This is a genomic window from Alphaproteobacteria bacterium, assembly GCA_016124955.1.
Lineage (GTDB): Bacteria > Pseudomonadota > Alphaproteobacteria > UBA9219 > RFNS01 > RI-461.
The window spans coordinates 269333-296055 of sequence record WGMR01000005.1; the positions used below are offsets into that span (position 1 = coordinate 269333).

Genomic DNA, 26723 nt, shown 5'->3' on the forward strand with positions numbered 1-26723 from the left:
GTGCGCAGGTCGGCCTTCAGGAATAGATTCGCCGGATACGGGACCCCAGCGATGTAAGGATTTCATAGCTGATCGTTTTAGCTTCTGCAGCAATTTTATCAACCGGGCGGCTGGGGCCGAATATTTCGGCCAAAGTGCCGGGTTTTACGCTGTTTTCCGGCAACCCGGTGATATCGACGGTAATCAGGTCCATCGAGACCCGGCCAATAACCGGGGCCGCTACCCCGTTTATCCATACCGTCCCGGTATTGCCAAGGGTCCGGTGGTAGCCATCGGCATAGCCAAGCGCAAGCGTGGCTGTGCGGGCGGGCCGGGCGAATTTATGGGTTGCGCCGTAGCCAATGGTCATGCCTTCGGCCACATCGCGTACCTGGATCACGGGGCTATAGAGCGTAACAACGGTCTGCATGGGGTTGGGCTTTCCGGGCAGGGGGTTGCCGCCATATAGCGCGATGCCTGGCCTTGTCATGTTGAAATGCGCATCCTGCCCGAGGTAAATGCCGCATGAATTTGACATGCTCGCCGGTGCGGCCGGCAAGCGCGCAAGCGCGGCGCGAAAACTTTCGATCTGCCGCCGGTTCATGGGGTGGCCCGCTTCATCGGCGCAGGCGAAATGGCTGGCCCACATGACGGCGTTGATGCCATCGAGCGCATGCGGATCGGTGCACAACGCATCCATCTCGCCGGGCGTGAGGCCGAGCCGGTTGATGCCGGTATCGATATGGATGCAGGCCGGCAGTTTTTTGCCGCGCGCGGCTGCAAACGCCTTCCATTGCGCTATCGCCCCCGGGTCGTTGAGAACGGGCACGATATTATGCGCAAGCAAATCTTCCGGCGCGGCATCCGATACGCCGTGTAGCGCAAAGAACACGGCATAGGGCGCGATGGCGCGCAACCCTATCGCTTCGCTCGCGTAGGCCGTGAAGAATGTTTTGCAGCCTTGTTCGGAAAGTTTCTGTACCACCGCTTCGGCGCCAAGGCCGTAGGCATCCGCCTTGACCGCGGGGGCGGTTTCGGCGCGTGCGGCCTCAAGCTTCAGTGTTTTGTAATTGGCGGCAAGTGCCGCCAGATCGACCCGCGCGAAAGGCGCAATGATGCGCGACGGATCAGGCATTTCAGCCGTTGTCGGGCCCGGCCGGGGTGAGCGGGTTTTCATAGCGCTTTTCGAGATCGGAGAAACGGGTGAAGCGACCGTCGAAATGTAGCTCAACCGTTCCCGTGGGGCCATGGCGCTGCTTGGCCACAATCACCTCGGCGATATTGCGGATTTGCTCGCCGCGTTCCTGCCAGCGGGAATAGCGCGTGTTGAATTTTTCCTGCGGCTCGTCCTCGCGCTGCTTGGGCTGGTGCATCGCGTGATAGTATTCGTCGCGGTACACGAACATCACGACGTCGGCATCCTGTTCGATCGACCCTGATTCACGCAGGTCCGAAAGCTGTGGATGCTTGTCTTCGCGCGATTCAACGTTACGTGAAAGCTGCGAAAGCGCGACGACCGGCAGATCAAGCTCCTTGGCCAGCGCCTTAAGCCCGCGGGTAATTTCCGAAACTTCAAGCACGCGGTTTTCATCGCGGCGGCTGCCTGACCCGTGCAGAAGCTGGAGGTAATCGATCAGGATCATGCCAAGGTGCGGTACTTGCCGCTTCAGGCGGCGCGCGCGCGTGCGGAGCGCCGAAATGGAAAGTGCGGGCGTATCGTCGATATACAGCGGTGCGGAGGAAAGGAACTGCGAGGCTTCGAGAAATTTGTTGAAGTCGTCGGACTTGATTTCGCCGCGGCGGATTTTGTCGGACGGAACCTGCGAATATTCACCGAGCAAACGCGTGGCCAATTGCTCCGACGACATTTCGAGCGAGAAGAAGCCGACGGCGGAGCCTTCCTTGCCCGTCGTGTCGTGGTAGGCGCGGGCGGCGTTGAAAGCGATGTTGGTTGCAAGCGCCGTTTTGCCCATGGCGGGGCGGCCGGCGATGATGACAAGGTCTGATTTCTGGAAGCCGCCAAGCTTGCGGTCAAGATCCTTCAGGCCGGTGGTCACGCCCGTGACGTGGCTTTCGCGCTTGAAGGCAGCTTCGGCCATGCGAATGGAGCTGCTGAGCGATTGCGTTAGCTTCGTGAAGCCGCGTTGCAGCTCACCGCTGGTCGCGAGATCGAAAAGACGCTGTTCGGATGTTTCAATTTGTTCGGTGGCGCCGCGTTCGATTTCCTGCTGGTAGGCGTCGTTGACCATATCCTCGCCCAGCACGATAAGCTGGCGGCGCAGGTACAAATCATAGATCAGGCGCCCGTAATCTTCGGCGTTGATAACGGTGACGACGTTGGCGGCAAGCTGCGCGAGGTAATTGGCGCCGCCGACAGCCGTGAGCGCCGGGTCATTTTCAAACACACCGCGCAGGGTGCGCGCGTCCGCCACTTGCCCGCGGTTCACGAGCGCGGCGACGGCGGCATAGATACGCCCGTGTGCCGGGTCATAGAAATGTTCCGGCTGCATGAAATCGCCGACTTTTTCGTAAGCGATGTTGTTGGTGAGAATGGCGCCCAGAAGGGCCTGTTCGGCCTCAAGATTGTGCGGGGGGCTACGCGGCACGGCCTGCTGCGCTACGGGGAAGTTGCGGATGTTTGCGGGCAAGGTTGTTTGTTCGGCCATGCGTATGCTCTATCGCGAATCGTTCGTCGGCCAAAACACTATAATGTCCTGTGGATATCCGTGTTGTGAATAATGGGGAAAACTTTGATAATCAGATAATTATTATGGTTTATTCGTTTATATTCTGAAGTTTATTAAGCCGCGCGTCCCATGCCGTTGTGGCTGGCGGTCGTTACCCGGCCAATGCCACGACGATGCGGCGGTTCTGTTTGCCCTTACTTTCGATCTTCACGACCTCAACCTTGCCTATTTCCCCGGTATTTTGCACATGTGTGCCACCGCAAGGCTGGAGATCGATGCTTTCCCCTATTTGCAGCAAACGTACGCGCCCGGCGCCCACGGGCGGCTTGACCGACATGGTTTTGACCAGCTCGGGCCGTGCGGCAAGCTCTTCGTCCGTGATCCAGCGTTCCTGTACGGGGTGATTTTCCGCGATCAACTTGTTCAACCGCGTTTGCAGGTTTTCCTTGTCCGCAACCTCGCCCGGAATATCGAAATCCAGACGGCTTTTATCAGTCCCTACCTGTCCGCCGGTCACGGGGAAGGGCACAAGGGCGGAAAGCAAATGCAGGCATGTATGCATGCGCATATGTTTGTGCCTGCGATCCCAATCGAGCAAAACTTCAACCTCGGTTCCCGGTGGCGGGGCGGCTGCATTATCGTCAAGGACATGCAGCACATCTTCGCTGCCGGGGCTATCGGGTTGCCTGAATTTCCTGCTTTCCTTGATGCGGGCTTCGCCGCCCGACCATTTCATGGTGCCGCTGTCGCCCGGTTGCCCGCCGCCAAGCGGGTAAAATACGGTACGATCCAGCCGCACGCCCTGTTCATCGGCATGTGTCACCGTGGACTTGCAGCCTTTGGCATAGGGATCGGTGCGGAATAAATAATCGGCCATGAGGTAGCATATAGGCCTCATCGGCTTACAATCAAGGGGAGCGGATTTAATCTTTATGGATTTTTCCGTCCACGATCGTGATGGTCCTGTCGGCCATAGAGGCAAAATCATTGTCATGGGTAACGGCGACCACGGCGCGGCCATGTTCATGCGCAAGTTCGCGCAATATCTTCTGCACCGTGGTGCTTGAGGCGGTATCAAGGTTGCCGGTCGGCTCGTCCGCGAGGATCAGGATGGGTTCGTTGGCAAGTGCCCGCGCGATGGCGACGCGCTGCTGCTGCCCGCCGGACATTTTCTTCGGAACCTTGTGCGCCTGTTCGGCCATGCCCAGATCGGCCAGCAGCTTGTGGCCGCGCGCATCAATTTCGTCCGGGCCGAGCTTGCCGAGCCGCTTCATGGGCAGCGTGACGTTTTCCAGCGCCGTGAATTCCGGCAAAAGAAAGTGGAACTGGAAAACGTAGCCAAGCCGTGCGAGGCGGAAATCCGCGAGGCTTTCTTCGTCGTAGGTCGAGGTATCGATATCGTTGATCCATATCTTGCCGGCCGTAGGCGTATCGAGCAGGCCGAGCAGGTAGAGCAAGGATGATTTGCCCGAACCGGAAGGCCCCATAATGGCAACAAATTCGCCGCGCTTGATCTCAACGCTTGCGTCCTGCACCAGCGTCACGGGCACGTCGCCCGTAAGTTTGCGGGTTAGATGCTCTGCCTTCAATATGGCGCTCATTGTGCACCGCCGCGCAGAATTTCCACGGGCTGCACCTGCGCGGCTTTGCTGGCCGGCAGCAAGGCCGCGACCATGGCGGCAACGATGGCAAAGCCGCCCGCGAGCGCGAATTGCTCCCAGCTCCAATCAAGCGGCATGGCGATCTTTTCCGACGTGAACGGCTGCTTGAAATGCACCTGCCCAAGCCCGAGCATCATGGCCACGCCAAGGGGCAAGCCGGTGGCCGCCCCCATACAGCCGAGCAAGATGCCCTGAATAAGAAAGATGACCTTGATGTCCCTTGCATGGAAACCCACGGATTTCAGGATCGCGATATCGCGGTGCTTTTCCATTACCACGGTCGAAATGATGTTGTAGATGCCGAACGCCGCGACAATCAGCACGGCGCTGACAACCGTGTACATGATGATGTTGCGGATCGCGATCGTGCTCATGAAATCCTCGGTCGCTTCCTGCCACGATACGGTTTTGTAGGCGTACCGATTTTCAATATTTTGTGCGACCGCGCGAGCCTGATACGGGTCATCGAGCTTAATGATGATGCTGTTGGCACGGTTGGGGCGGTTCATCAGTGCTTGCACGCGCTTGATATCGGCGAAGGCTTGCCCGCGGTCATAGCTGTTACGGCCCGTCCGGAAGATGCCCAGCACCTTGAAGGCGCGGACCTGCCCCGTGGTGGTGGCGACCGTGATGTTATCGTTCATATTCACGGAAAGCCGCTTCGCGAGTTCGGCGCCAATAATGATGCCATCGCGGTTCGCGATCAGGTTATCGACGCCGCCTTCGAGCATATAATCCTCGATCGTCGATACGCCGGTGATTTCGGTCGGTTCCATGCCGTTGAGGGAAATTGCGATATCGCGCCCCGCGAAGCTGACAAGCGCCTGCCCGTCCTGCGTGGCCGCCGCGCGCACGCCGGGGATCTGCTGGATGGTGTGCAATATCTGTTCGTAATTCCGAATGCCGCGAATTTCGGTTAATGGCGTAACGTTGCGGATTTCGATGGCGCCATGCTTGTTCAACATTTCAACCGGCTGACGGTTCGGTTTGCGGAATTCATCGGAAACGGTGATATGCGGCGAATTATCGACCAGCCGTTCGATCAGATCGCGCTGCGACCCTTGCATGATAGAGGAAATAGCAAGAAAGAACGCGACGCCGAGCACAATACCCATCAGGGACACGATGCTCTGGCGCTTGCGATCCATCAGGTGCTTGATGCTGATGAAGATCAGGAGGCGCATCAGGGCTGCTTCTGTTCTGTCATGTTTGTGCGGGTGCGCGCGCCGTCTTCAAGCGCCTCCCCGGGGTTGACGACGATAACGTCATCATCGCCGATGCCGGCCTTTATCTGGGTTTGCGTGGTGCCGATGGCGCCGGCTTCCACATCCTGTTCGGCCAGCCTGCCGTCACGCACGACCCATATATTGCCCTTGCGCAGCGCGGTGGACGGAACGAGCAGGGCGTTTTCGTCTTCTCCGACGATAATGTTCGTTTCGGCCGTCATACCGATCATCAACGGTGTTTCTTCGGGCAACGCCACGCGTACGCGATAGCTGCGGGCGATCGGGTCGCCCTTGGGCGTTATACTTTGCACCGTGCCTTCAAAAACCTTGTCCGGGAAGGCATCGGCATGGATCAGCACTTTCTGGCCCGGTTGCACGAGCGCGATGTCTTCTTCGTTCACCTCGGTGCTGACCCGTAGCGGCGCGCAGCATGAAAGCCAGAACACCGGCTGGTTGGCGGGGATAAGCTCACCCACTTCGCCATCGCGGCGAATAACGGTGCCGTTTGCGGGCGCGACAAGTTTCATGAAATTGATCTGGCTTTGCGCGCGGGAAACTGCGGCCTTAGCGGCATCCCAGTCGGCCTTGGCCTGATCGCTCGCTTCCTTGGTGGCGTAGCCGCTTTCAAGCAGCTTGGCTTTACGTTCGTAATCCAGCTTGGCGTTCAGTTCGCGGGCTTGCAGCTCCTTGAGCGAGCCTAAAAGATCGTCGCTTTCAAGTTGCGCCATCACTTCATCTTTTTTCACCTTGCTGCCTTCGTCGGCATTCAGCTCGACCAGCCGTGCGCCGCTGCGCGCGGCGATGGGCAGCATCACGGTGGCCTCAACGGTGCCGGTGGCATAAACCGCCTGAACCGCCGGGCCGCGAACCGGCTTGGTGACGTCAACGACAGGCGGCAGCAACGTGCGCCCGGCAAATAGCGCGATGACGATAACGGCGGCAGCGAGGCTGCCAATGAGAGCTATGCGTTTGACCATGTGATGCCATCTAGTGCGTTATTTTGGCCAGATTAAGGCATTTTGCTGCTATAGCCAGCATTTTGTTGGGCTATATCAGCGGCGCGCCGGCCTGACTTGCCATGAACTTTTCGCGTACTTCGCTGTGGCGCAGCGCCAGCCATTGCAAAGCGATGATAGCGAGTGCGTTGCGCAGCTTATCCTGTTTCAAAAGCTCGAACGCTTCCTTGCAGCTTACAACGGTCGCTTCGATATCCTCGTTTTCCTCGGGCAGCCCGTGTACGGCGCGGGCCGGCATCTCGCTCGTATCGACGTGGCCGATGAACAGCGTAATGCATTCGCTGGCGATGCCGGGCGTCGGGTAATAGTGCAACATTTTTTGCAGGGCTATGATTCTGCACCCGGCCTCTTCTTCGGCTTCGCGCCGCGCGGTCTCTTCGGCGGTATCCTTGCCGTCAATAACGCCGGCGACGATTTCCGTAATCCACGGATCGTCGTTGCCGTTCGCGATAGGGCCGGGGCGAATTTGCCGGTTGAGCACAACCGCATCGCGGACCGGATCATAGGGAAGAAGTGCGGCGACTTGTCCGCGATCAAGCGTTTCACGCGTATAGGGCGCCGACCATCCGCCGCCGAACAGTTCATGCCGGAACGATAACTTGTCCATGCGAAAATAGCCCTGAAACAGGGCTTCGCGACCGAGTATTTCGAATTTCATCTTTGTCATGGCGCTTCCACGCGGTGGGCGATCATAAAATCAGACGGCGGACACGCAAAAATGGCTCCCCGGGACGGGTTCGAACCGCCGACACGGTGATTAACAGTCACCTGCTCTACCGACTGAGCTACCGGGGAATGTGCAAGGCACAGGGCCGCTTTTCTAGCGGTTGGCTGCGCTTATGGCAAGCCCTGATTGGATTTAACGTTATTTGCCAACGGCATGGCGGATGTGCTGAATTAACCTGGCGTCGCGGGCATGGCGGAACTGGTAGACGCACAGGACTTAAAAGCCAGTCAGAATATCATCGTGTTCAAAATAGTAATGTAAAATCAATAACTTCGTGCTAATCTGGTTTTGGAAAATGCTAGCGCATGGCTAGCACAAAACGGCGGCTTAGCACACGGTTTTGCAGGCATGGACACGACGCGGCATTTCCTTCTGGACGACAAAGTTCAGCTCTACATGCGACCGAAAAGTCCGCACTGGCAGTGCGCCTGTTCGGTCGCCGGAAAACAGCGCCGCACAACCACCAAAGAAGAAAGTTTATCGCGCGCGAAGGACGTGGCGCGCGACTGGTATCTCGGCTTGCTCGGAAAGTACCGGGCGGGTGAGTTGAAGGAGGGCAAGACCTTCAAATACGTCGCCGAGCGCTTCATGGACGAGTTCGAGGTCATCACCCAAGGCCAGCGCAGTCCGGTCTATGTCAAAGGTCACAAAGACCGTATCAGGAATTACCTCAATCCATTTTTCGGCGAGAAGGTCGTAACTGAGATCACACCCGGCACCGTTCAAGACTACCGCATCCACCGGATGAAAAATGGCCGCAGGGGCAAGCCGCCCGCGCGCAGCACCCTGCATCAGGAGATTGTCTGCCTCCGCCAAGTGCTGAAAACGGCGCAGCGCCACGGCTGGCTGCCCTACCTGCCGGATATCTCCGCGCCCTACAAAACCTCCGGCAAGATCACGCACCGGGCGTGGTTCTCTCCGGCTGAATATAAGCGGCTCTATCAGGCCACGCGGGAACGGGCCCAGAATCCAAAAAAGAAACGCTGGCGCACGGCCAGCGAAAACATGCACGACTTCGTGCTGTTCATGGTCAACACCGGGCTCCGGCCCGACGAAGCCCTGCGCCTCGAATTTCGAGATGTCGCCATCGTCACCGATGAAGCGACAGGCGAACGCATCCTCGAAATCGAAGTGCGCGGCAAGCGCGGTGTCGGCTTCTGCAAGAGCATGCCGGGTGCGGTGCTGCCATTCCAGCGCTTGAAGAAGCGCAACAACGGTCAGCCGACCGACCGCCTGTTTCCAAAATTCCAGCGCGAAATGTTCAACGCTATTCTCGCAGAACTGGACCTGAAGATTGACCGCGACAGCCAGCGCCGCACGGCCTACAGCCTCCGGCACACCTATATCTGCATGCGCCTTATGGAGGGCGCGGACATCTACCAGATCGCCAAAAACTGCCGGACGAGCGTCGAGATGATCGAGAACTACTATGCCTCACACATCAAGAACACGCTGGATGCCTCGGCGATCAATGTCCGCAAGGTGAAGCGGACGAAGCGCAAGGTCGAAGGGGAAGGGGAAGGGGCGGACGCCTAGCCTTACGGCCTTGTGCCTAGTTTGTTCTTGGCGACTCGTTGCCTTGCCACTATAGATTTAGGGCTACGTGGGCGTGGCGAAACTGGTAGACGCAACGGACTTGATTCGACATTGAGTGCTCCCCGGGAAACCGGGGATGCAGAACTGCTCAAATTCGGGGAAACCTGTCACATGGCAATCCCGAGCCAAGCCCGGAAACGGGAAGGTGTAGAGACTAGACGGGCAGCACCTAACCTCCGGCGCGCCGGAGCATGGTGAAGGGATAGTCCAGACTACGAACGCATCGCTGCGCATCCGTGCGGCGCGCGCGGCGGCGAAAGCCGTAGTGGTATGAAAATCCGTAGGACAGAAATGTCTGTGGGGGTTCGAGTCCCCCCGCCCACACCAATGACTTGCGCATCGAGCTGGGGGAAGGGTATGGGGGCGGTCAGCATTGTCATTTCTTTGATCGCCGTCGCCATTTCCGCTACGACGCTGTGGCTCACATATTTGCGTCGTGGTCGTCTCGCAATGACGAAACCAACGCTTGTTTTCTTCGGACACGACCCTGTTCCGAGGACTCCAGAAAAAATTTTCCTTCGGACCCTGCTATACAGCACTGCTACGCAAGGCCAGATGATTGAAGGCATGTACGTGAAGCTTCGCCGCGAAGATTCCGAACAGACATTCAGCTTCTGGGCGTACGGAGAGTCGGAGAAGCTAGTTGCCGGAGGCGGCTTGCACGTTGGTAGGGCCGGGTTTTCCGCCAATCATCATTTCGTGCTTTCAGTTCACTGCCCTAGTTACGAGTTCTTGCCGGGAGACTACACGATTGATGTTTATGCCCATGTCGTCGGCAAGAAATCTGCCTCAAAGCTCAAGCAGATCAATCTCACCCTGACTGATGAACATGCAACTGCGCTCACTCGCCGCGAAGGAATTTTCTTTGAATGGGAGCCTGATACCCAAGTCTATGTCGGGCACCAAAAGAATCCGCGCGAAACGCCTTATACAGCGAACGCAGTGCCGATGAGCGATTAGTGCTCAAGCAATACGGTATCTTTTGCGTTTGTTCCTTCGCTTGCCCGATCTCCCCGCATTCCCTCTTTCCCCATCCGTCCTCGCTTCAAGGGCACAAGCTGGAGCCTTGCGCGGCGGGTTCAACGGGAATTTTCCCCGTGACCTTGCGTCACTTCCTCGCGAACGCGTTGCTCCAAAATTCCCGTATCGCCAAACGGCTTGACCCCGCCTCAGCCTCATCGCCTTGAACAAGGCGGGCTGCTGCGCGGCTCACCGTGGCGACAGACGCGTTTCTGTATCAACCCGAACTGCGCCGCAAGCTGATCGACAGCGTTTATGATTACGCCATGAACCAACTCGACGCGAAGCTGCGCGAGAACGGAATTGAGAAAACGCGGCAGACGGTTACATGGGCCGATCTGATCGAGAACCGGGAAAAGCTCGGCGTGCTCCGCGCCAAGCGCCCCGAGCCGAAGGGCAAGGCGTCAAACGCTATACCGGAGCCATCATAGTGTTGCCCCGCTAATTCAGCCTGCCCGTAAAATCCACGAGGAAGGCAATAGCCGTGTCGTATTGCCGGGCATCGACTTCTTCGATCTTCGTGGCGTTGAACAGCGCACAAAGCCGGTCCGTGACCATGCTTTCCGGCAAATCGGTATTCGCCGCCGCGTAAGCGACAAGCGCGCAAATGCTCGTGATCTCAACCTCGTTCAGCTTACGCCCCGAAGGTTGCGCGGCGGCCCTTCCTTCTACGCCTCTGTCGCCTTTGTTTAGGTACTTGTCTGCCAGTTCAAGCAGGCGTGCATAGTGCGGGCTTTGCTGCACGGGCTTCTTCCTCCTCCGGCCCATTACCGCGCGCTCTGGCGCGCCCTGATTTGCTGCTGCCCGTCCGCTTGCGCCTGCCGTTCCTCGTCCAGCCTGTCGAGCGCTTCGTAAGCGCGCTTTAGCCGTTCTTCCTCGCTCAAGGCCAGCCAAGTTTGATCGACCTGCACCCGCGCCATTTTTTCGACCGACATCAATATGTCTATCGCCATCGTATGACCGAACTTTTTCACCATTTCCGAGAACGTCATGGTCGCCCCCTCATAATATACATTTGAAAGTAATGATTGAGTGGAACGAAGTAATGCATATTGTGTATATTGTGGTCAATTCAATAATACAGTTAATGCATTATATTTATATTGAGATTTCAGGAATGTTATTATGTATGAGCATATTAAAGAAGCTGCGGGAGCAAGCCGGGCTTAGCCAGGCCGCTTTGGCTGACAAGCTTGGCTGGAACCAGGTTGACGTGCACCGGCTCGAAACGGGCAAGGTCGGCATGACCTTGGATAAGGTCAAAAAGCTGTCCAAGGCCTTGGGCGTTCCGGCGTCTGCTTTTGTCGAGGACGTTGCCATCGTCCGGCCCCCCTTGCGCTATCCGGGCGCGCCATCGGCGGCGGACGCGCCCATTGCCCATTCGCTCTACGAGATCACGGCGGACGCGGGTGGCAAGCTGAAGATGGCCGAATTCCTGCAACTCATGGCCATGATCTATAACTGGGCCGCCACGCAGGAAGCCATGGGCAGGAAGGTTACGGCGGCGCAGGCCAAGAAACAGGTCGAAGCCTTCAAGCGCTTGCACTTTCCCGACAAATCCAAGCAAGAGCTGCGCGAGCGCAACAGGAAGAAGCGCTAGCCGGTGCGCTCAATGCAGATCGTTCCTCGGGTCGCGGTTCGCCAATTCTTCCCATTCCTTGAACGTCATCCAGTCTTCCTCATAGCCCACAAAACCGGCCATGCGGATGGCACGCGCGCGAATCAAATCCCACCTGTCTTCGATACACATCATGTCGCTAAGGTCACCCGGCACGAAAGTCAGGCACTCAAGCAGGATGAGCAGGCAATCGGCCTCGGACCAGCCGATCTTGCTCACCAATTCGTTCCAAGGGCAGTCGATGAAAAGCTTGCGGGGTTCGCCGTCATCGCAGCAGGCAGTGCCCTTTGACGGCGCGACCTTCTTCGGTTTCTTCGTCAGCATCACGCCCTCTAATTCAGATAGTTGACTTTGTTGAGGGCCTGCAAAGCCTTTTGCAGCCGGACCTCGCGCGCAAGATCGTCATCGTCCGTAATGCCCGCGATGCTGCTATGGATGTTGGCTTCGCGCTCGATCATGAGAAGCATGTCGTAGGCATTGTCGCTGCCGTAGCGCTCGACCAGTTCGTTGTACCGCATGAATGACCCCGCAAAGATCAAATTGCTCAAATATGGTTGTTTCTGAAACCCGCCGGTTATGCTCCGGCCTTCTTGCCCGCGCTTAGGCTGCTTGCATCCGGGTGCACGCGCCGTTCGCCGCAAACGCGGATATACCCGCCGCCACCGTGTTACCGCCGTGCCGTTCCATTAGCGCCAGCGCAGTCTGCAACCGCGCTTCGGGGTCCAGTTCCGCCAGATCACAGGAGCGCAGACCAACATGCCGCTCCATGTCCATCAGCATGGCCAGCGCCGTTACTTCACCGTATCGGGTTTCAAGATCGCTGAAACAAAGCATCGAATATCGCCTTTCAAATATGGGTAGCCATCAAATGCATCGCCAATGTATAGTTTTGATTAGTTGAAAGCAATTGAAATATAATTCTGGTATATACATAATATACCTGATTTATCGTTTAGTGTTTAATATCAGTAATACATTACCAATAAACAGAAGTGCGATAATGTGTTTCTAGTTAATACTCTATATGCTATATAATATATTTTGTGATTACCGGGCGTCAAATCCGTGCTGCGCGCAGCTTGCTTGAGTGGAAAGCAGATGACCTCGCCAAAAAGGCGGGGCTTACACGCGTGACCGTCAGCAAGATCGAAGCGGACCTTGTGCAACCGCAAGAAAAAACCATGGCCAGCATCATTCGTGCGTTCGACCTGCATGGCGTCGAATTTCTTGAAGATGAAGGCGTGCGGGTGCGTAAGAACCAGCTCCGCGTGTTTAGCGGCAAGACAGGCTACAAGCAGTATCTCGATCACATATATCTGGCGCTCAAGGACGCGGGCGGAAGAATTTGCCAATTCAATCTCAGCGATTCAAAAAATCTGCCGTATGCAGATGAATATGCGGCGGAGCATATGGCGAGAATGGAAAAGATCGAAGGTCTTGACGCGCGGGTTTTGACCATTCATGGCGATCACAGTTTTCCAGCAAAATACTGCGCTTATCGCTGGCTTGATCAAAAGAACAAAGTTCTTATCCCCTATTATGTTTATGGCGACTACGTTTCTATGTCCACCTATAAGAGCCACAGCAACATACAGATTGTTTCTATTTACTCAAAATTGCTATCCGCGCGCTACGTGGACCAGTTCAATCTCTTTTGGGATTCTGCCATTATTCCCGACAAAAAGGGGGCCAAGTGATGCCGCTCAATATGCTGCATCTCGGCGAGTTCAAATCGCTTCCCGGTGGCGCAACGGTCGGCGTGACGCGTATGAACGGAGCAGACATGGTTCATTGCGCGGTGCTGGGCGAAGTGCTTTACAAGGTCATCGAAAGCGATGCCAGAGCACACCACACCGCATTCAATGGCAGCGGCTTTAACCGCGTCATTGATGCGATCAAGGGCAATGAAATTCATGCGTACTTCATTGTATACGGCCGGGAAAACGACCGGCCGCTGTTTGCAGGTGGAGCACTGGAATTACCCACCGTTCTGACGGAGCGCAATGGCAACGATTTCAAGCACTACCCGGCAGTGTATTGCGAAGATACCTACATATCCCCCGAATTGTCCGCGGAGGTTCGTGAGCGCACGAAAACGGCGGGTTTTCCAGCGGGCATGGGCCTCGGCACATATTTTACTCTTGAGCGTGCAAGATTGGCCGCCACGAACGCGTATGCGGATTTGCCCTTGGGCACTTTCTGCAAAGGCCGTGTGGCAGAATATGCCGCCACCAACAAATCAATCATGGGTATTTATAGGAAAGTCTGCGCGACTTTTGATTCAAACGCCGACAATTCCGTCTTGATATTTGACGACGTTGCCGTCGAGCGAAGCGGGCAAATGTTGGTTATGACGGAGGCGCTGGGTCTGCCTTCTGCCGGGAAGATCACCGTTCATCCGACCGTGTTTATAGCAAGCTGGCTGGGCGATGGCGGCAGACAGCGAATTGTTGCGAGCTTTACTAAGTCCATATCAAGCTTTGCGGGTGCACCGGTGGTGCGCGTTCAGTTGACCAGCAACGGATGTTTGCCCGATATGCAAACGGTCAAGGCGGTTTTGACCTCCCTTATTTCTGCCGGAAAGAGCGAAGTTATGGGCAGAGAATGGTTAGGGGGTGTAACCGAGGCCGGTGTACTTTCGGCGATGCGTTTTCATGCGCTGCGTGAGCCAGAGATCATGTCGGCGCTTCGTGAAACGGGCGCGAAATCGCGCACCCTAGGGGGCCGACCCATGTTGCCTGTCGCCAGCAATTTTTCAAACATCCCACCCGCGATGTTGGGTATTGATCTACCACTTGCCACGCCGTTCCAAATTGTTCCGTCCACTGCTGAAAAATCATTTCTTCCAGATTCCTTTAGTATGGTGGCATAAGCGTTATAGAAAGTATTCGCAGGCCGTCACTGCCCTGTGTGCAGCGCCAGAAACAATAGGAATCTGTGTTGGATAATTCGCTATCGGTGTGCTGCCAACAACGCGTAGATCGCGACGGCGACGGCAGCAAAGAGCGCCCATCGTACGGCACCCCATGCGGTTAGATCGTCGAGAAAAGATGTTGCGGCGGCTGTCGCACGGGCAATTCCCTCGAAGGCAATGCCTAGCTTGGAGCCGCCCGCATAGTCGCGCCACAGCGCATGCGTGAAATACAGCAACGCAACAATAGGCACCGCGCCAAGCAGGAACGGCGCGAGCGCTTGCTTCAGCGGTTGCGATAATGCGTTCGCGCCGGACAGCAGCGTTGCGGACAGAACGAGCAAGACAAGCGCGAGAAATATTGTTCTCAGCACATGGCGCACAAGACCGATAAGATCGAGGTTCAGATAGGGCACGGGCGGCACACGCGATTGGCCGCAAAGCCGGGCAGCGGACGGTACATGCCGTTGAACGCCGATGTGGTGTAGTAGGGCATCAACGCGGCCATGACCGGCTTGCCGCGATAGATGATCAGTTGCCAGTCCGGGCGCAGGGCACGAATTTCATCGGCGAACATGAGCGAGCGCTGAAACGTGCGGTCCTGCATCGCGCGACGTTCCGGCTCCGCCAGCCGGAACAGGCTGCCGCGCCGCATCTCGGCCGTTTCTTCCGATATGGCCTCCTCCGTTGCGACACCGAGCAGCCGAGAAAGATAGTCCGAGGAAAAATTATCCTTCACGCCGAATGCCTGCACGGCCTCGGCGTTCGCGATGAAGGTTTCCCAGCTTTCGGGATAGTCGCGCTTGAGCTGGTTGAGGTCCTGTACGAAGGGCCACAAACATATGCCCATCCCGCCCATGAGGCCAAAAGCCTGCTCGACGGCGGCAAGCCGCCCGATCGTGCCGAATTCGTCGAGCAGGAATAAAACCTTGCTCTTGGGGCGCTGCGCGCGGGCAAGCTCGCGTATGGCGATGGTAACCAAGAGCCGAAGCCAGCGCCCGTAAGGCCCCAGCTTGTCGGCCGGGATTACGACATAGATAGAGACGTTGCCTTCGGCGAGCCGGGCGAAGTCAATATCGCTTACGCTCATCGCGGCGTTAAGAGCGTCGTTGTCCAGAAACGCGGTTTGCGTCGTGGCGGTGGAAATGATCGAGGAAATCTCGTTCGTGTCCTGCCCGAAGCGCGCCAGCTTGCGCCCCGCCACGCCGCCGCGCTCGACGGCCTGGCGGATCAGCGCCACGATCTGCGCGCGCGGTAGGGTGAGGAGTTGCCGGACTTGCCCGAGCGTTGCTCCGTCCCTTGTCGCGGGGTCTTCCACCAGAAATGCGATGAGACCGGCGATCAGTTCGCGGGCCGAGTCATCCCAATGCGGGTCCTTGCCTTGGTTAATAATGAGTGCGTCGGCGAGACCGGCGAGATCGTCCGTGAAGTCTGCTGAAATGGGGTCAAGCCCGGCCATTGGATTGAAGCGGGCATTCGTCTCAGGCCCGTAGCGTTTGCTCACCTCGTTCCACGGATCGAGGATCAGCACCTGCTGTCCCATCTGCCTGCGGCGCGCCGCCGTCACCCATGCGTTCTCGCCCTTGGGGTCGATCACGAATACCGAACCGGGGTAGGTCAGCAGATTGGGAATGATCGCCGCCGTGCCCTTGCCTGACCGCGTTGGCGCCAGCGTGAGCATGTGACGGTCGGGCGCGGCCACGATGGAGCGTCCGCGCCGTACGCTCGTATGCTTGCCCTTGGCCCATCCGGCGACAGGATGACCGAGCCAAAGGAAGTGTTTGCGGTTCGCTCGCGCCTTCCAGAGCGGGACGCCGTCAAAATCAAGAAACCCGGCAGAGCCGTGTTCAACCGATTTTACGGGCGTCCCAGCAGCCATGTGTCATGCCCCTGTATGCCGCCCCGCGCCTACGAGCCCGGCTTTGGACCGAGCAGGTCTGCGACCACCTTGCGGTCAACGGGACGCGTGACGGATTTACCGAGCACGCCACGGAGCTGCGCGCCGAAGGCGGGGTCGGTTGCGGCATGCGCCAGCACGGCCGCGCCGATGATGATTTTCCGCCGTGTTTCTTCCTTGCGCTTGCGCGTCGTTTCCTGCGCCGACAGGGTTCGCAGCTTCGCCGTGATCTCTGCCTTCTGGCGTTCCAACAACGCAATGCGATCAGCCTTGGTCCCTGATGGCATGGGTCATATCCCCGTGTTCGGTTGATACGCGTCCTCAAACCTTAAGGGAAAATTGCTAATCCGAAGTTTATCGTCGAAGGCATGACCAAATGCTGTGCATACGAAAGGATGAGGCGGAAGAGAGAGGGGAGGCAGAGTCGCGAAGTGCGCGGTTATACATTGCTGCGCAACGTCCGCGACAGAAGCCTGCATGCCTCTGTACTCTGCCCGAGGAACGTCGTCCCTCTGGACACCCGAGCAAGGCGTTCCACGCCTGCCTTCCGGGGATGGGCATCCCGGCGAGGGCTGCGCGCCCTCGACCGCACGAAAGGAGCCTTGCTCCTCTCGACACCAGCGGCAGGACTTGCGCGTCCCCGCGCCCTCGTGAATGCGGCGCCGTGGCTGCCGCAATTCTCGCGGTAACGGCCCATGGCGATCTACCGCTTCGAGGCCAAGCCGGTAAAGCGCAGCGAGGGACGCAACGCGCTGGCTTGCGCCGCCTACCGCGCGGCCGAGCGGCTGGCGGACGAGCGCACCGGCCAAGTCTTCGACTATGACCGGCGCTCCGGCGTTGTGCATACCGAAATATGCGCGCCCGAAAACGCCCCCGCTTGGGCGACCGACCGGCAGTCGCTTTGGCAGGCCGTGGAGGCAGCCGAGAAGCGCAAGGACGCGCAGCTTGCCCGCGAGGTGCTGCTCGCCCTGCCGCACGAGCTCACGGACGCCGAGCGCGTCGCCTTGGTGCACGACTTTGCGGAAACGCAGTTCGTCAGCAAGGGCATGGTCGCCGACATATCCCTGCATGCGCCCGACCGCGAGGGCGACAACCGCAACCATCACGCTCACATTCTCTTAACCATGCGTGAGCTTGGGCCGGACGGTTTTGGCGCGAAGCAGCGCGACTGGAACGATACCGGGCTGTTGCAGGGTTGGCGCGAGGCATGGGAAAGCCACGTGAACGAGGCGCTTGAACGCGGCGGGCACGAGGCGCGGGTCGATCATCGCAGCCTTGAGGCGCAAGGCATCGACCGGGAGCCGGAGCCGAAGGTCGGCCCCGTCGCTACCGAGATCGAGCGCGAGGGCCGCGCCTCGCGCGCGGGCGACGAGCGGCGCGCCGTTCAGGAACGCAACGCCGAGCGCGAGCGACTGCGCGAATCCGCCGAAATAATCGACATCGAACTTGAGCGGCAGAAGCGCGCGGCGGACCTGTTCGACCGGGGGGATTACGTCAGCTCCACGCAAGACGCGCAGAAGCTGGTTGAAAAGCACTGGCGCGAGCGGCCGGAGGACGAAGAACGGACGCTGGAGGGCCCAGCATCGGAAGGTGGCGACCGGCGGCGCGCGGCCGATGAATCCACCGGACACGATGCCACGGCGCCGGACGAGCGCGCCATCACCGAGGACAAGGCCAACGAAAAGCTCGGCAGCCAGACAGAGAAAACCGACGCCAAGCAAACGGCCTTCGAGCGGCTGCTACGGAATCTGGAGGCTGATGCCGAGCAGGGGGAGCACGACCGCCCGAAGGAGTCGGGCCGGGATACCGGTGGCGGCAGGCAGCGCGGGAGGTGACGGCGGGTATTCTTTTCTGTTCCGCCTCTATCCTCGCCGTGCTCGTCGGGCACGCGGCTGTCCTGCGGCTAATACGGCTTCTCGGGCGAATACATCGTGCTTTGTGTTCGCCACGGCACGGCGGTTAGGACAGAACGCCGATTTGTCTCAACCATTGCTGGGTCCAGCGCCAAAGCCTGAACGCAAAGTAGGTCGCGATTGCCAGCATGACCGCCAGCAGGATTTTCGCGTTTGTCGATTGGATTGGAGCATCGAGCGCGGCGTTCGCGCCGCCGCTGTGCCCAACGCCGCCGAAAAATAGCGATGCTATAAAAGCCGCCAGGAAATAGGTAAGGCCGCCCAGTACGAGGGCGTAGAGCGGTGTAAACATAAGATAGAACCCTGTGCGGTTCGTGAACCGTCTCACCGGGCCAATCATAAGAATTACCATAATGGTGAGCAGGAAGAGGATGAGGACACCTGTGCTCATCGGCCCGTCTTCGGGTTCAAAATATAGGGAATAATAGAGAATTACCGAGGCCGGTATGATGACCGCCGATACGAAAAGCACAATGAGTTTGTAGGCAGAGGAAAACAGAAAAGCGAAGCTCGAAACGACACCCCTTGCAGAAGAAGGGGAGAATATATTCCCCAACTGGCCCCGAATTTCTGAAACGTAATTCTTTCCAGATCTAATAGTGCCGACACCCGAAGCAATTAAAACTATTACCGTGCTTCCCAAAATACTGACAATTATATCTTGAATGACCCGGACCGGAAGGCCCGAGAAGAATTCCAGTGCCGCCCCCATCGCGATGCCCCGCCCGCTGATGCACGATGGCGCAATTCTATGAACAGATAGTCAAAAAGCAAGCCACGACGGCAAACGTGTTCGGCATCTGTGCCCTTTTCCATACCGATTGAGCGCGGTTTTTCCTTCGGCTTTAGCTGTCTTACCTTTTCGGCTTTCGCCCTTTCTTGAGAACAGGCGACCGCTTCGCGCCCGCCTTGGGCCTCGTGAAAAACTCCACGATCTCGACATCAAGCGCCAGCGCGAGCCGTTCAAGCACGGCCACGCTCGGGTTTTCCATGTTGCGCTCAAGACGGCTCACATAGGTGCGGTCAATCTCGGCATCGACCGCAAGCGCTTCCTGCGCCACGCCGCGCGCGACGCGCAAACGCCGAAGATTCCATGCGACCAGTTCCCTTGCATCCATTTTCTCATGGGAACGGCCTTGAGGACTATTAAACCACGCACTATACTCACGTATTATATTGAGGGATATCGAGGGGACATGGCCATGCCTTCTTTGTTTTCTGAATTTTCGGTCCTTGACGCAGACGGCCCGCGTGCCCGCTGCCGGTGCACGTAACAGCCATCGCCCTGCAATCCGTTTGGTTTTTGAAGGGACGGGCCATGGCCGCGCGCAAGGTTCGCTTTTATCATTATGTTCTGACGATCATCTGGCCGCCGCTGGTCTATTTCGTTATCGGCAGGCCGGTGATGGGGCTTCTCATCTCTCTTGTTTGGGTGATTTGGGGATTCGGTCTGCTCATCCCGACGCTCGGCGCGAACTGGGCCATCGCAATATTTGGCCGCATCAATGGCGGCATATTGGGCCTCTTGGGCTGGGAGATCGCCGCTTGGCACCGCCTGCGGCTTTGGGAACGGGGCTACGAGACGCTGGATTGATTCCGGAAGATCGGCGGGAGTCTGGCCGAACCGTCTTTTGGCAAGCGCAAGCAACGTGGCGGCTGTACTGTTGTCCGCCTTCAAGCCCGTGATTTTTCTGTATAAATTCTTATCGCCAAAAAAAGTCGCCTTTGCGATGGCATTACGGGCAGAAAAGTCGCCTTCAGGCCCGCCTTGACGTGCTTAAGCCCTGAATTCGCTGTTACATTTTCAAGGTGCTTGCGAATCGTCACCTAGGAATTGTAACAATAGGCATGACCCTCCAGTCACACAGAGACCGCGCCATAGCACTCGCACGCCGCAAGGGCGTCGCCCGCACCCGCGACTTCGACGCGGCGGGCGTGCCGCGCGTCTATCTCAAGCGGCTGCAGGATGAGGGCGTTCTTATCCGGCCTGCGCGAGGCTTCTATCAGCTTGCCGACGCCGAGCTTTCGGCGGCGCATAGCCTTGCCGAGGCCGTGCAGGCCGCACCCAAGGGTGTCATCGCCCTGCTTTCCGCTTTGCAGTTCCATGGGCTGACGACCCAGACGCCGCATGAGGTCTGGATGCTGCAACCGTCCAAGGCTTGGGTGCCCAAGAACCCGCCCGTCGCGCTGCGCATCGTGCGCGCCAGCGGGCAAGCGCTTACGGCGGGCATAGAGCAGCACATCATCGACGGCGTATCCGTTCCCGTTACTGTTCCGGCCAAGACCGTCGCCGATTGTTTCAAGCATCGCAGCAAGGTCGGCCTTGATGTCGCCCTCGAAGCGCTACGCGACACGCTGCGCAAGAAGCGCACAACCGCCGACGACATTTGGCGCTACGCGCTGATCGACCGCGTTGGCAATGTCATGCGCCCCTATCTTGAAGGTGCCGCATGACGCCGCGCGCCGAACCTCCGAAGAACATGGGCGCATCCGTGCGCGCGCGGCTTACGGACAAGGCCCGCAGCCGCGGCGACGACGTACAACTCATCCTGCTGCGATTCGCCATCGAACGGCTGATCTACAGGCTTGCGCAAAGCCGCTATAGCGACCAGTTCATCTTGAAGGGCGCGATGCTGTTCTCGCTATGGGCACCCGTTCCCTACCGCAGTACCGGCGATCTCGACCTGCTGGGGCAGGGCGATCCCGCGCCCGAACGTATTGTCACGATCTTCCGCGAACTGTGCGTGCTCGACGTTCCCGATGACGGACTAGCCTTTGACCCCGATAGCGTCGCCGCCGAACAAATGCGGGCCGACGAGGAATATCAAGGCGTTCGCGTCGAACTAAACACGACACTCGCGGGTGCGCGTCTGCGCATTCAGATCGATATCGGCTTCGGCGATATCGTGACGCCCGAGGCGCAGGTTATCAACTATCCCACGCTGCTTGATTTCCCGGAAGCACAGCTCCGCGCCTATCCACCCGAGACCGTCGTGGCCGAGAAGCTTGAGGCGCTCGTATCGCTCGGCATGCGCAACAGCCGCATGAAGGATTTTTTTGACCTTTGGGTCATGGCGAAGACATTTGCCTTCGACGGAGCAGTCCTCACCGAGGCGGTCCGAGCGACATTCACGCGCCGACAGACGCCGTTCCCGACAGAACCACCCATTGCGCTCACGCCGAGCTTCGCAAACGACGCCTCCAAGCAGGCCCAATGGCGTGGCTTTCTCCGGCGCACGAGCGTGGCGATGGCACCGGAGCCGCTTCCCGAGCTTCTGGTCTTCATTGCCGGTTTTGCAATGCCTGTGCTTGAGGCTGCGCGGGACGGCAATCCCTTCGACAACAAATGGCTGGCGGGTGGGTCATGGTTGTGATGGCAACGATTATGCTTTGCAGGCCAATTCGCTGTCTGCCGGAAAGGGCGGGGCTATGAACACTGAAGCCGATACCTGCCGGAAATTCGTTGTGCCTCGTCTGCAAGCGACAGGTTGGGACAATGATCCGCATTCGATTGCCGAGCAGCGCACCATTACCGATGGTCGCGTCATTCCGGTCGGCAAGGGTTTCGTGCGCAAGCCGCCCAGGCGGGTTGACTACTTGCTTCGCTATACGCGGGATTTTCCTCTTGCCGTGGTCGAGGCCAAGGCCAGCTACAAGACTGCTGCCGATGCCGTGCAACAAGCACGGGACTACGCCGAAATGCTGGGCCTCAAATTTGCCTATGCGACCAACGGGCAGGACATCATCGAGATCGACTATTTCACTGGCCGCGAAACGCGCGTCGATGGTTATCCCACGCCCGATGCGCTATGGCAGCGCTATCAGGCAGGTAGTGGCATCGCATCGTTTGCGACGAGCGAGCAGCTTCTTACGCCCTACAATCACACGCTCGGAAAGAGCGAGCGCTACTATCAGCAGATCGCCATCAACCGCACGGTCGAGGCGATTCTGAAAGGACAGAACCGCCTGTTGCTCACCATGGCGACGGGGACGGGCAAGACCTTCGTTTCGTTCCAGATTTGCTGGAAGCTTTGGTCGAGCCGCTGGAATCGAACCGGTGATCATCGCCGACCGCGCATCCTTTATCTCGCCGACCGCAACATCCTCGTGGACCAGCCCAAAGACGGCCTTTTTGCGGTCTTCGGCGACGCCCGCTACAAGATTGAGTCCGGCGAGGTCGTGCATAGTCGCGAAATGTACTTCGCCATCTATCAGGCACTTGCGGAGGATGAACGCCGCTTGGGCCTGTTCAAGGCATTCCCGCCGGATTTCTTCGACCTTGTGATTGTGGACGAATGCCATCGCGGCAGCGCGCGCGATGACAGCGCGTGGCGTACAATCTTGGACCATTTCAAGCCTGCCTATCAGCTCGGTATGACCGCAACACCGTTGCGCGACGACAACCGCGATACCTATCTCTATTTCGGCAATCCGATCTATGAGTACAGCCTGCGGCAAGGCATTGAGGATGGTTTTCTTGCTCCCTATCGCGTTCACCGGGTCGTCTCGCAATGGGATGCGGCGGGCTGGCGTCCGAGCAGGGACGAGCTTGACCGTTATGGCCGGGCAATCCCCGATGACGAGTATCAGACCAAGGATTTTGAGCGTGTCATTGCGTTGCGGGCGCGCACGCAGGCGATTGCGCGGCATCTGACGGATTTTATGAGAAAGACTGATCGCTTCGCCAAGACCATCGTGTTTTGCGTGGACCAAGAACACGCCGCAGAGATGCGTGAGACGTTGGTCAACCTCAATACCGATCTCGTTGCCCGGCATCCCGACTATGTTTGCCGCGTGACCGCCGACGAAGGCCAGATCGGGCGCGGGCATCTGAGCCGCTTTCAGGATGTAGAAACGCGCACACCTTCTATCTTGACGACATCGCAGCTTCTGACCACGGGTGTGGATGCGCCGACCTGCAAAAACATCGTGCTCGCCCGCGTCGTCGGCTCCATGAGCGAGTTCAAGCAGATCATCGGGCGCGGCACGCGCCTGCGGGACGATTGCGGCAAGCTGTGGTTCAACATTCTCGATTACACCGGCTCCGCCACACGCATGTTCGCCGACCCGAATTTCGATGGCGACCCGACGCGGATCACCGAAGAGGAAATTGACGACGCGGGTGAGACCACTTCGACCACAGAGACGACACCCGGAGACGAGCCTGAGCCGCCCGATTTGCCACCCGACATTATCGAGCCGCCGAGCGGTGAGCCACGCAAATTCTATTTCGATGGTGGCCAGGTCGAGATCGTAGCCCATCTCGTTCATGAACTGGACCCCAACGGCAGGCAGCTTCGCGTCGTGCGCTATACGGATTATGCCGCCGAGAGCGTGCGTTCGCTCGTGCCGAACACGGCGGACCTTCGCGCCCGCTGGGCGGACGCCGACCACAGGCGCGAGATCATCGAGGCGCTGGCCGAGCGTGGCATTAGCTTTGAGGAACTGGCGGAGCAGACCGGCCAGCCGGACGCCGACCCCTTTGATCTTCTATGCCATCTCGCTTTTAACGCACCGCTTCGCACGCGGCGCGAACGCGCGCAGCGGCTGAAGCAGGAGCGCAAGGATTTCTTCGAGAAATATTCACCCGAGGCGCGGCAGATTCTCGACGAGCTTCTTGAAAAATACGCCCAGCACGGCGACGCGCAGTTCGTCCTGCCCGACGTGCTGCATGTTCCGCCCATCTCCGCGCACGGCCAACCGGCCGAGATCATCCGCCTCTTCGGCGGGCCGGACCAGCTTCGCCAAGCGGTAAACGAACTACAGGGGTTGTTGTATGGCTCGTAGCAGTACCAAAAAAAAGGCCGAAGTCCCAATGACGACGGCGCAGGCGCTCGGCAGCCTTATCAAATCCGCGCGCGACATCATGCGCAAGGACAAGGGGCTGAACGGCGACCTCGACCGCCTGCCGCTGCTCACTTGGATCATGTTTCTGAAGTTTCTTGATGACCTGGAGCAGCAGCGCGAGGACGAGGCAAAGCTCGGTAGCAAGAAGTTCCGCGCCGCCATCGAGCCGCCTTACCGCTGGCGCGACTGGGCCGCGAATTCGCAAGGTGTTACCGGAGACGAGCTTTTGGCCTTCATCAATCAGGACGAAACCAAACTGCCGAACGGCAAGCGTGGCCCGGGCCTGTTCGCTTACCTGCGCTCGCTGTCAAGCTCGAACGGCGATAACCGGCGCGATGTGATCGCCACCGTGTTTCGCGGCGTCGATAATCGCATGAAAAGCGGCTATCTCCTGCGCGATGTCGTCAACAAGATAGGTGCCATTCATTTCACGTCGTCGGACGAGCTTCATACGCTCGGCGCGCTCTATGAATCCATGCTGCGCGAGATGCGCGACGCGGCGGGTGATTCCGGCGAATTTTACACGCCGCGCCCTGTCGTTCGCTTCATGGTCGAGGTCTTGGACCCGCAGCTTGGCGAGACGGTGCTCGACCCGGCGAGCGGCACAGGTGGCTTTCTTGTCGAATCCTTCAATCATCTCTCGAAGCAAGTGAAGACGGTCGCGGACCGCAAGCGCTTGCAGAATGAGAGCCTGTTAGGTTGTGAGCCGAAATCGCTGCCGTATTTGCTATGCCAGATGAATCTGTTGTTGCACGGGCTGGACGCGCCGCAGATTGACCCCAACAATGCGCTGCGCTTCAAATTGTCAGAGATCGGCGAGAAGCAGCGGGTTGAGGTTATCCTCACCAACCCGCCTTTCGGCGGCGAGGAAGAGAAGGGCATTCAGGGGAATTTCCCTGAGGACCGGCAGACTTCGGAAACGGCACTCCTGTTCCTGCAACTCATCATGCGCAAGCTGCATCGGCAGCCGACCGCCTCTGACAGGCCCGCGCGCGCGGCGGTCGTTGTGCCGAACGGTACGCTGTTCGGCGATGGCGTTTGCGCCCGCATCAAGGAAGAGCTTCTCAAGGAGTTTAATCTTCACACCATCGTTCGCTTGCCCAATGGGGTATTCGCGCCTTACACCGGCATCCCAACAAATATTTTGTTTTTCGACCGATCCCATCCCACAAAGGATGTTTGGTATTACGAGCACCCGCTGCCGGAGGGGCGTAAGAACTACACCAAGACGCAGCCCATCCAGTTCGACGAGTTCAAGCCCTGTCTCGCATGGTGGAAGAAGCGTAAGGAAAACGGGTGGGCATGGAAAGTGCCCGCAAAAGAGCTTCTTGCCAACGGCTGCAATCTCGACCGCAAGAACCCCAACGGCAAGCCGGACTTTGAGCACATGCCGCCGGAGCAATTGGCCGACGACATCCTGCAAAAGGAATTGCGGATCATTGAGTTAATGAAGGAGATCAAAGCGGCGCTTGGGGAGCGGGTATGAATGCGTATCCGACCGCTGCTCTTGGCGAAGTTGTCAGGCACCGTAAAGAGTTTATTCAGATTGACGATCTGACGGCATACAGGCGTCCACGCGTACAACTACACGCTCAGGGAATTGTCCTTCGCGATGAGGTGCCGGGGGCGCTTATTAAAACAAAAAAGCAGCAGGTTATCCGTGCAGGAGAATTCCTCGTTGCGGAAATTGATGCGAAGGTTGGCGGTTTCGGAATAGTGCCGGAGCATCTAAACGGAGCGATTGTCAGCAGTCACTATTTCCTTTTTCAGAATGATCCGCTCCATCTCGACGAAAAATTCCTTGGGTGGTTCATAAAAACCCCGGCGTTCCGGCAGCAGGTAGAAGCGCAGGGCTCAACAAACTACGCGGCGATCCGACCAGCTGACGTTCTTGGCTATACAATCCCACTGCCACCACTCGACGAACAGCACCGCATCGTGGCGCGGATTGAAGAAATATCGACCAAAGTCTCAGAGGCATGCACCGTGCGCCAGAGTTCCACACAGGAGCTTGATGCGTTGCAGAACGCGGAATCGAGGCAAATTTTTCAAAGCATTTCGGTGCAGTCCGTGGCGCTAGAAAATGCCTGCCTTGTCATAGTTGATAATCTGCACACTAACCCTCGATATAGCGAAGGAGGCACGATTCCCTGTATCCGCTCACCGGATGTGGGTTATGGAACATTGGACCTTGAGCGCGCTCGGAAGACCGACCATGCGGAGTATGAGCGGCGACCGTAGTAGTGCTGGGCTTTATCGATCAGTTGTTTTGGAATTGTCACTTTTGCTGTTACCGCGGATATGACGTCTGCTCTGTTTTTGAAAAGCTTTGCGATCGCTGCTGGGCTACCGTTACGAAAACAAACTGGATGAAGAAAATGAGCGCCGGTATATGGCGAGTCTTCCATGGTGGCGGCGCTGGCTGCATCGCCAGCTATTTCGCATTTACATGATCGTGGGTTTGATACTGGCGTTTTACGCGCATAGATTCACCCCCAGAAATATTAGCGCAGGCAGCAGCATTCCTCCGATGGCTGCAAGGAATGGAAGTATAATCTGCTCTTTACTGGAAAGAAATCCTTCTACCGTCTCGCGTTTTAATTCCAACCCGATGAGTAAAAAGAA

Annotated in this window: 32 protein-coding genes and 1 tRNA gene; 14 read left to right on the forward strand and 19 right to left on the reverse strand. The window is 58.0% G+C overall.

The features are described 5' to 3' along the window. Window positions 1-16 precede the first annotated feature (16 nt). From alr to GC131_04420, 8 genes are all read right to left on the reverse strand, one after another. A complete protein-coding gene (gene alr / locus GC131_04385; GenBank protein ID MBI1273306.1) occupies window positions 17-1114 on the reverse strand; it encodes an alanine racemase in 1098 nt (365 codons plus the stop codon). A gap of 1 nt (window position 1115) precedes the next feature. After that, window positions 1116-2645, reverse strand: coding sequence for a replicative DNA helicase (locus GC131_04390; protein MBI1273307.1), 1530 nt, complete (start codon window positions 2643-2645; stop codon window positions 1116-1118). Window positions 2646-2817: 172 nt separating this feature from the next. Further along, on the reverse strand, window positions 2818-3543 hold the full coding sequence (locus GC131_04395; protein MBI1273308.1) for an alanyl-tRNA editing protein: 726 nt from the start codon (window positions 3541-3543) through the stop codon (window positions 2818-2820). A gap of 46 nt (window positions 3544-3589) precedes the next feature. Then, a complete protein-coding gene (locus GC131_04400; protein MBI1273309.1) occupies window positions 3590-4267 on the reverse strand; it encodes an ATP-binding cassette domain-containing protein in 678 nt (225 codons plus the stop codon). Further along, a complete protein-coding gene (locus GC131_04405; GenBank protein ID MBI1273310.1) occupies window positions 4264-5511 on the reverse strand; it encodes an FtsX-like permease family protein in 1248 nt (415 codons plus the stop codon). Before GC131_04405 ends, GC131_04400 begins: the two co-directional genes overlap by 4 nt. Continuing rightward, window positions 5511-6530, reverse strand: a complete 1020-nt coding sequence (locus GC131_04410; protein MBI1273311.1) for an efflux RND transporter periplasmic adaptor subunit — start codon at window positions 6528-6530, stop codon at window positions 5511-5513. Before GC131_04410 ends, GC131_04405 begins: the two co-directional genes overlap by 1 nt. A gap of 70 nt (window positions 6531-6600) precedes the next feature. Further along, on the reverse strand, window positions 6601-7236 hold the full coding sequence (locus GC131_04415) for an NUDIX domain-containing protein (GenBank protein ID MBI1273312.1): 636 nt from the start codon (window positions 7234-7236) through the stop codon (window positions 6601-6603). A 52-nt stretch (window positions 7237-7288) separates the two neighbouring features. Then, window positions 7289-7364, reverse strand: a tRNA-Asn gene (locus GC131_04420). Between the two features lie 280 nt (window positions 7365-7644). On the opposite strand from GC131_04420, the gene GC131_04425 reads away from it, so the two are divergent. The 4 genes from GC131_04425 (at window position 7645) to GC131_04440 (ending at window position 10343) form a co-directional block, all read left to right on the forward strand. Continuing rightward, complete coding sequence (locus tag GC131_04425; protein ID MBI1273313.1) at window positions 7645-8832, forward strand: tyrosine-type recombinase/integrase; 1188 nt, start codon at window positions 7645-7647, stop codon at window positions 8830-8832. Between the two features lie 27 nt (window positions 8833-8859). Beyond that, complete coding sequence (locus GC131_04430) at window positions 8860-9090, forward strand: hypothetical protein (protein ID MBI1273314.1); 231 nt, start codon at window positions 8860-8862, stop codon at window positions 9088-9090. Window positions 9091-9249: 159 nt separating this feature from the next. Continuing rightward, window positions 9250-9852, forward strand: coding sequence for a hypothetical protein (locus GC131_04435; protein ID MBI1273315.1), 603 nt, complete (start codon window positions 9250-9252; stop codon window positions 9850-9852). A 254-nt stretch (window positions 9853-10106) separates the two neighbouring features. Then, on the forward strand, window positions 10107-10343 hold the full coding sequence (locus tag GC131_04440) for a hypothetical protein (protein ID MBI1273316.1): 237 nt from the start codon (window positions 10107-10109) through the stop codon (window positions 10341-10343). 10 nt (window positions 10344-10353) lie between these two features. Here GC131_04440 and GC131_04445 read toward each other — a convergent pair whose 3' ends face one another. After that, window positions 10354-10656: a hypothetical protein gene (locus tag GC131_04445; protein ID MBI1273317.1), complete on the reverse strand. Its 303-nt coding sequence runs from the start codon at window positions 10654-10656 to the stop codon at window positions 10354-10356. A 23-nt stretch (window positions 10657-10679) separates the two neighbouring features. Next, window positions 10680-10904 carry a hypothetical protein gene (locus tag GC131_04450; protein ID MBI1273318.1) on the reverse strand — a complete coding sequence of 75 codons (225 nt, stop codon included), beginning with the start codon at window positions 10902-10904 and terminating at the stop codon, window positions 10680-10682. 125 nt (window positions 10905-11029) lie between these two features. On the opposite strand from GC131_04450, the gene GC131_04455 reads away from it, so the two are divergent. Then, window positions 11030-11512 carry a helix-turn-helix domain-containing protein gene (locus tag GC131_04455; protein MBI1273319.1) on the forward strand — a complete coding sequence of 161 codons (483 nt, stop codon included), beginning with the start codon at window positions 11030-11032 and terminating at the stop codon, window positions 11510-11512. 9 nt (window positions 11513-11521) lie between these two features. On the opposite strand, the gene GC131_04460 is transcribed toward GC131_04455, so the two are convergent. From GC131_04460 to GC131_04470, 3 genes are all read right to left on the reverse strand, one after another. Continuing rightward, window positions 11522-11854 (reverse strand): hypothetical protein, encoded by a 333-nt coding sequence (locus GC131_04460; GenBank protein MBI1273320.1) that lies wholly within the window; start codon window positions 11852-11854, stop codon window positions 11522-11524. 8 nt (window positions 11855-11862) lie between these two features. After that, window positions 11863-12048 carry a hypothetical protein gene (locus GC131_04465; GenBank protein MBI1273321.1) on the reverse strand — a complete coding sequence of 62 codons (186 nt, stop codon included), beginning with the start codon at window positions 12046-12048 and terminating at the stop codon, window positions 11863-11865. A gap of 82 nt (window positions 12049-12130) precedes the next feature. Continuing rightward, window positions 12131-12364, reverse strand: a complete 234-nt coding sequence (locus GC131_04470; GenBank protein MBI1273322.1) for a hypothetical protein — start codon at window positions 12362-12364, stop codon at window positions 12131-12133. A gap of 188 nt (window positions 12365-12552) precedes the next feature. Between GC131_04470 and GC131_04475 the strand changes: the two genes are divergently transcribed. After that, entirely contained in the window at window positions 12553-13227 is a 675-nt protein-coding gene (locus tag GC131_04475; protein ID MBI1273323.1) for a helix-turn-helix domain-containing protein, read from the forward strand. Then, window positions 13227-14402: a hypothetical protein gene (locus GC131_04480; GenBank protein ID MBI1273324.1), complete on the forward strand. Its 1176-nt coding sequence runs from the start codon at window positions 13227-13229 to the stop codon at window positions 14400-14402. Before GC131_04475 ends, GC131_04480 begins: the two co-directional genes overlap by 1 nt. A gap of 80 nt (window positions 14403-14482) precedes the next feature. Here GC131_04480 and GC131_04485 read toward each other — a convergent pair whose 3' ends face one another. The 3 genes from GC131_04485 to GC131_04495 are packed head-to-tail and all read right to left on the reverse strand — an operon-like array spanning window position 14483 to window position 16625. Continuing rightward, window positions 14483-14857 carry a hypothetical protein gene (locus GC131_04485; GenBank protein MBI1273325.1) on the reverse strand — a complete coding sequence of 125 codons (375 nt, stop codon included), beginning with the start codon at window positions 14855-14857 and terminating at the stop codon, window positions 14483-14485. Further along, a complete protein-coding gene (locus GC131_04490) occupies window positions 14845-16320 on the reverse strand; it encodes a TraM recognition domain-containing protein (protein ID MBI1273326.1) in 1476 nt (491 codons plus the stop codon). The genes GC131_04485 and GC131_04490 overlap by 13 nt, the downstream gene beginning before the upstream one ends. A gap of 29 nt (window positions 16321-16349) precedes the next feature. Further along, window positions 16350-16625: a mobilization protein C gene (locus tag GC131_04495; protein MBI1273327.1), complete on the reverse strand. Its 276-nt coding sequence runs from the start codon at window positions 16623-16625 to the stop codon at window positions 16350-16352. Between the two features lie 408 nt (window positions 16626-17033). Here GC131_04495 and GC131_04500 point away from each other — a divergent pair, with 408 nt between their 5' ends. Then, window positions 17034-18173 (forward strand): hypothetical protein, encoded by a 1140-nt coding sequence (locus GC131_04500; GenBank protein MBI1273328.1) that lies wholly within the window; start codon window positions 17034-17036, stop codon window positions 18171-18173. 124 nt (window positions 18174-18297) lie between these two features. On the opposite strand, the gene GC131_04505 is transcribed toward GC131_04500, so the two are convergent. Both GC131_04505 and GC131_04510 read right to left on the reverse strand, forming a co-directional pair. After that, window positions 18298-18963 carry a hypothetical protein gene (locus GC131_04505; protein MBI1273329.1) on the reverse strand — a complete coding sequence of 222 codons (666 nt, stop codon included), beginning with the start codon at window positions 18961-18963 and terminating at the stop codon, window positions 18298-18300. 142 nt (window positions 18964-19105) lie between these two features. After that, entirely contained in the window at window positions 19106-19369 is a 264-nt protein-coding gene (locus GC131_04510; GenBank protein ID MBI1273330.1) for a helix-turn-helix domain-containing protein, read from the reverse strand. Window positions 19370-19569: 200 nt separating this feature from the next. Here GC131_04510 and GC131_04515 point away from each other — a divergent pair, with 200 nt between their 5' ends. From GC131_04515 to GC131_04540, 6 genes are all read left to right on the forward strand, one after another. Then, window positions 19570-19845 carry a hypothetical protein gene (locus GC131_04515; GenBank protein ID MBI1273331.1) on the forward strand — a complete coding sequence of 92 codons (276 nt, stop codon included), beginning with the start codon at window positions 19570-19572 and terminating at the stop codon, window positions 19843-19845. Between the two features lie 254 nt (window positions 19846-20099). Beyond that, entirely contained in the window at window positions 20100-20705 is a 606-nt protein-coding gene (locus tag GC131_04520) for a transcriptional regulator (GenBank protein ID MBI1273332.1), read from the forward strand. Next, the gene (locus GC131_04525; GenBank protein ID MBI1273333.1) at window positions 20702-21625 is read left to right on the forward strand and encodes a nucleotidyl transferase AbiEii/AbiGii toxin family protein; all 924 of its coding nucleotides are present in this window, start codon (window positions 20702-20704) and stop codon (window positions 21623-21625) included. The genes GC131_04520 and GC131_04525 overlap by 4 nt, the downstream gene beginning before the upstream one ends. 55 nt (window positions 21626-21680) lie before the next feature. After that, window positions 21681-24038, forward strand: coding sequence for a DEAD/DEAH box helicase (locus GC131_04530; protein ID MBI1273334.1), 2358 nt, complete (start codon window positions 21681-21683; stop codon window positions 24036-24038). A gap of 28 nt (window positions 24039-24066) precedes the next feature. Beyond that, window positions 24067-25584, forward strand: coding sequence for an N-6 DNA methylase (locus tag GC131_04535; GenBank protein MBI1273335.1), 1518 nt, complete (start codon window positions 24067-24069; stop codon window positions 25582-25584). After that, window positions 25581-26339: a hypothetical protein gene (locus GC131_04540; protein MBI1273336.1), complete on the forward strand. Its 759-nt coding sequence runs from the start codon at window positions 25581-25583 to the stop codon at window positions 26337-26339. The genes GC131_04535 and GC131_04540 overlap by 4 nt, the downstream gene beginning before the upstream one ends. Before the next feature lie 234 nt (window positions 26340-26573). On the opposite strand, the gene nhaA is transcribed toward GC131_04540, so the two are convergent. Then, window positions 26574-26723 (reverse strand): Na(+)/H(+) antiporter NhaA (gene nhaA, locus GC131_04545; GenBank protein ID MBI1273337.1); only part of this gene is annotated, 150 nt, incomplete at its 5' end.

Coding starts and splice junctions, on each gene's coding strand:
- alr (MBI1273306.1), bottom strand. CDS start 1,114: ATGCCTGATCCGTCGCGCATCATTGCGCCTTTCGCGCGGGTCGATCTG.
- GC131_04390 (MBI1273307.1), bottom strand. CDS start 2,645: ATGGCCGAACAAACAACCTTGCCCGCAAACATCCGCAACTTCCCCGTA.
- GC131_04395 (MBI1273308.1), bottom strand. CDS start 3,543: ATGGCCGATTATTTATTCCGCACCGATCCCTATGCCAAAGGCTGCAAG.
- GC131_04400 (MBI1273309.1), bottom strand. CDS start 4,267: ATGAGCGCCATATTGAAGGCAGAGCATCTAACCCGCAAACTTACGGGC.
- GC131_04405 (MBI1273310.1), bottom strand. CDS start 5,511: ATGCGCCTCCTGATCTTCATCAGCATCAAGCACCTGATGGATCGCAAG.
- GC131_04410 (MBI1273311.1), bottom strand. CDS start 6,530: ATGGTCAAACGCATAGCTCTCATTGGCAGCCTCGCTGCCGCCGTTATC.
- GC131_04415 (MBI1273312.1), bottom strand. CDS start 7,236: ATGACAAAGATGAAATTCGAAATACTCGGTCGCGAAGCCCTGTTTCAG.
- GC131_04425 (MBI1273313.1), top strand. CDS start 7,645: ATGGACACGACGCGGCATTTCCTTCTGGACGACAAAGTTCAGCTCTAC.
- GC131_04435 (MBI1273315.1), top strand. CDS start 9,250: ATGGGGGCGGTCAGCATTGTCATTTCTTTGATCGCCGTCGCCATTTCC.
- GC131_04450 (MBI1273318.1), bottom strand. CDS start 10,904: ATGACGTTCTCGGAAATGGTGAAAAAGTTCGGTCATACGATGGCGATA.
- GC131_04455 (MBI1273319.1), top strand. CDS start 11,030: ATGTTATTATGTATGAGCATATTAAAGAAGCTGCGGGAGCAAGCCGGG.
- GC131_04460 (MBI1273320.1), bottom strand. CDS start 11,854: ATGCTGACGAAGAAACCGAAGAAGGTCGCGCCGTCAAAGGGCACTGCC.
- GC131_04465 (MBI1273321.1), bottom strand. CDS start 12,048: ATGCGGTACAACGAACTGGTCGAGCGCTACGGCAGCGACAATGCCTAC.
- GC131_04470 (MBI1273322.1), bottom strand. CDS start 12,364: ATGCTTTGTTTCAGCGATCTTGAAACCCGATACGGTGAAGTAACGGCG.
- GC131_04480 (MBI1273324.1), top strand. CDS start 13,227: ATGCCGCTCAATATGCTGCATCTCGGCGAGTTCAAATCGCTTCCCGGT.
- GC131_04490 (MBI1273326.1), bottom strand. CDS start 16,320: ATGGCTGCTGGGACGCCCGTAAAATCGGTTGAACACGGCTCTGCCGGG.
- GC131_04495 (MBI1273327.1), bottom strand. CDS start 16,625: ATGCCATCAGGGACCAAGGCTGATCGCATTGCGTTGTTGGAACGCCAG.
- GC131_04500 (MBI1273328.1), top strand. CDS start 17,034: ATGGCGATCTACCGCTTCGAGGCCAAGCCGGTAAAGCGCAGCGAGGGA.
- GC131_04505 (MBI1273329.1), bottom strand. CDS start 18,963: ATGGGGGCGGCACTGGAATTCTTCTCGGGCCTTCCGGTCCGGGTCATT.
- GC131_04510 (MBI1273330.1), bottom strand. CDS start 19,369: ATGGATGCAAGGGAACTGGTCGCATGGAATCTTCGGCGTTTGCGCGTC.
- GC131_04515 (MBI1273331.1), top strand. CDS start 19,570: ATGGCCGCGCGCAAGGTTCGCTTTTATCATTATGTTCTGACGATCATC.
- GC131_04520 (MBI1273332.1), top strand. CDS start 20,100: ATGACCCTCCAGTCACACAGAGACCGCGCCATAGCACTCGCACGCCGC.
- GC131_04525 (MBI1273333.1), top strand. CDS start 20,702: ATGACGCCGCGCGCCGAACCTCCGAAGAACATGGGCGCATCCGTGCGC.
- GC131_04530 (MBI1273334.1), top strand. CDS start 21,681: ATGAACACTGAAGCCGATACCTGCCGGAAATTCGTTGTGCCTCGTCTG.
- GC131_04535 (MBI1273335.1), top strand. CDS start 24,067: ATGACGACGGCGCAGGCGCTCGGCAGCCTTATCAAATCCGCGCGCGAC.
- GC131_04540 (MBI1273336.1), top strand. CDS start 25,581: ATGAATGCGTATCCGACCGCTGCTCTTGGCGAAGTTGTCAGGCACCGT.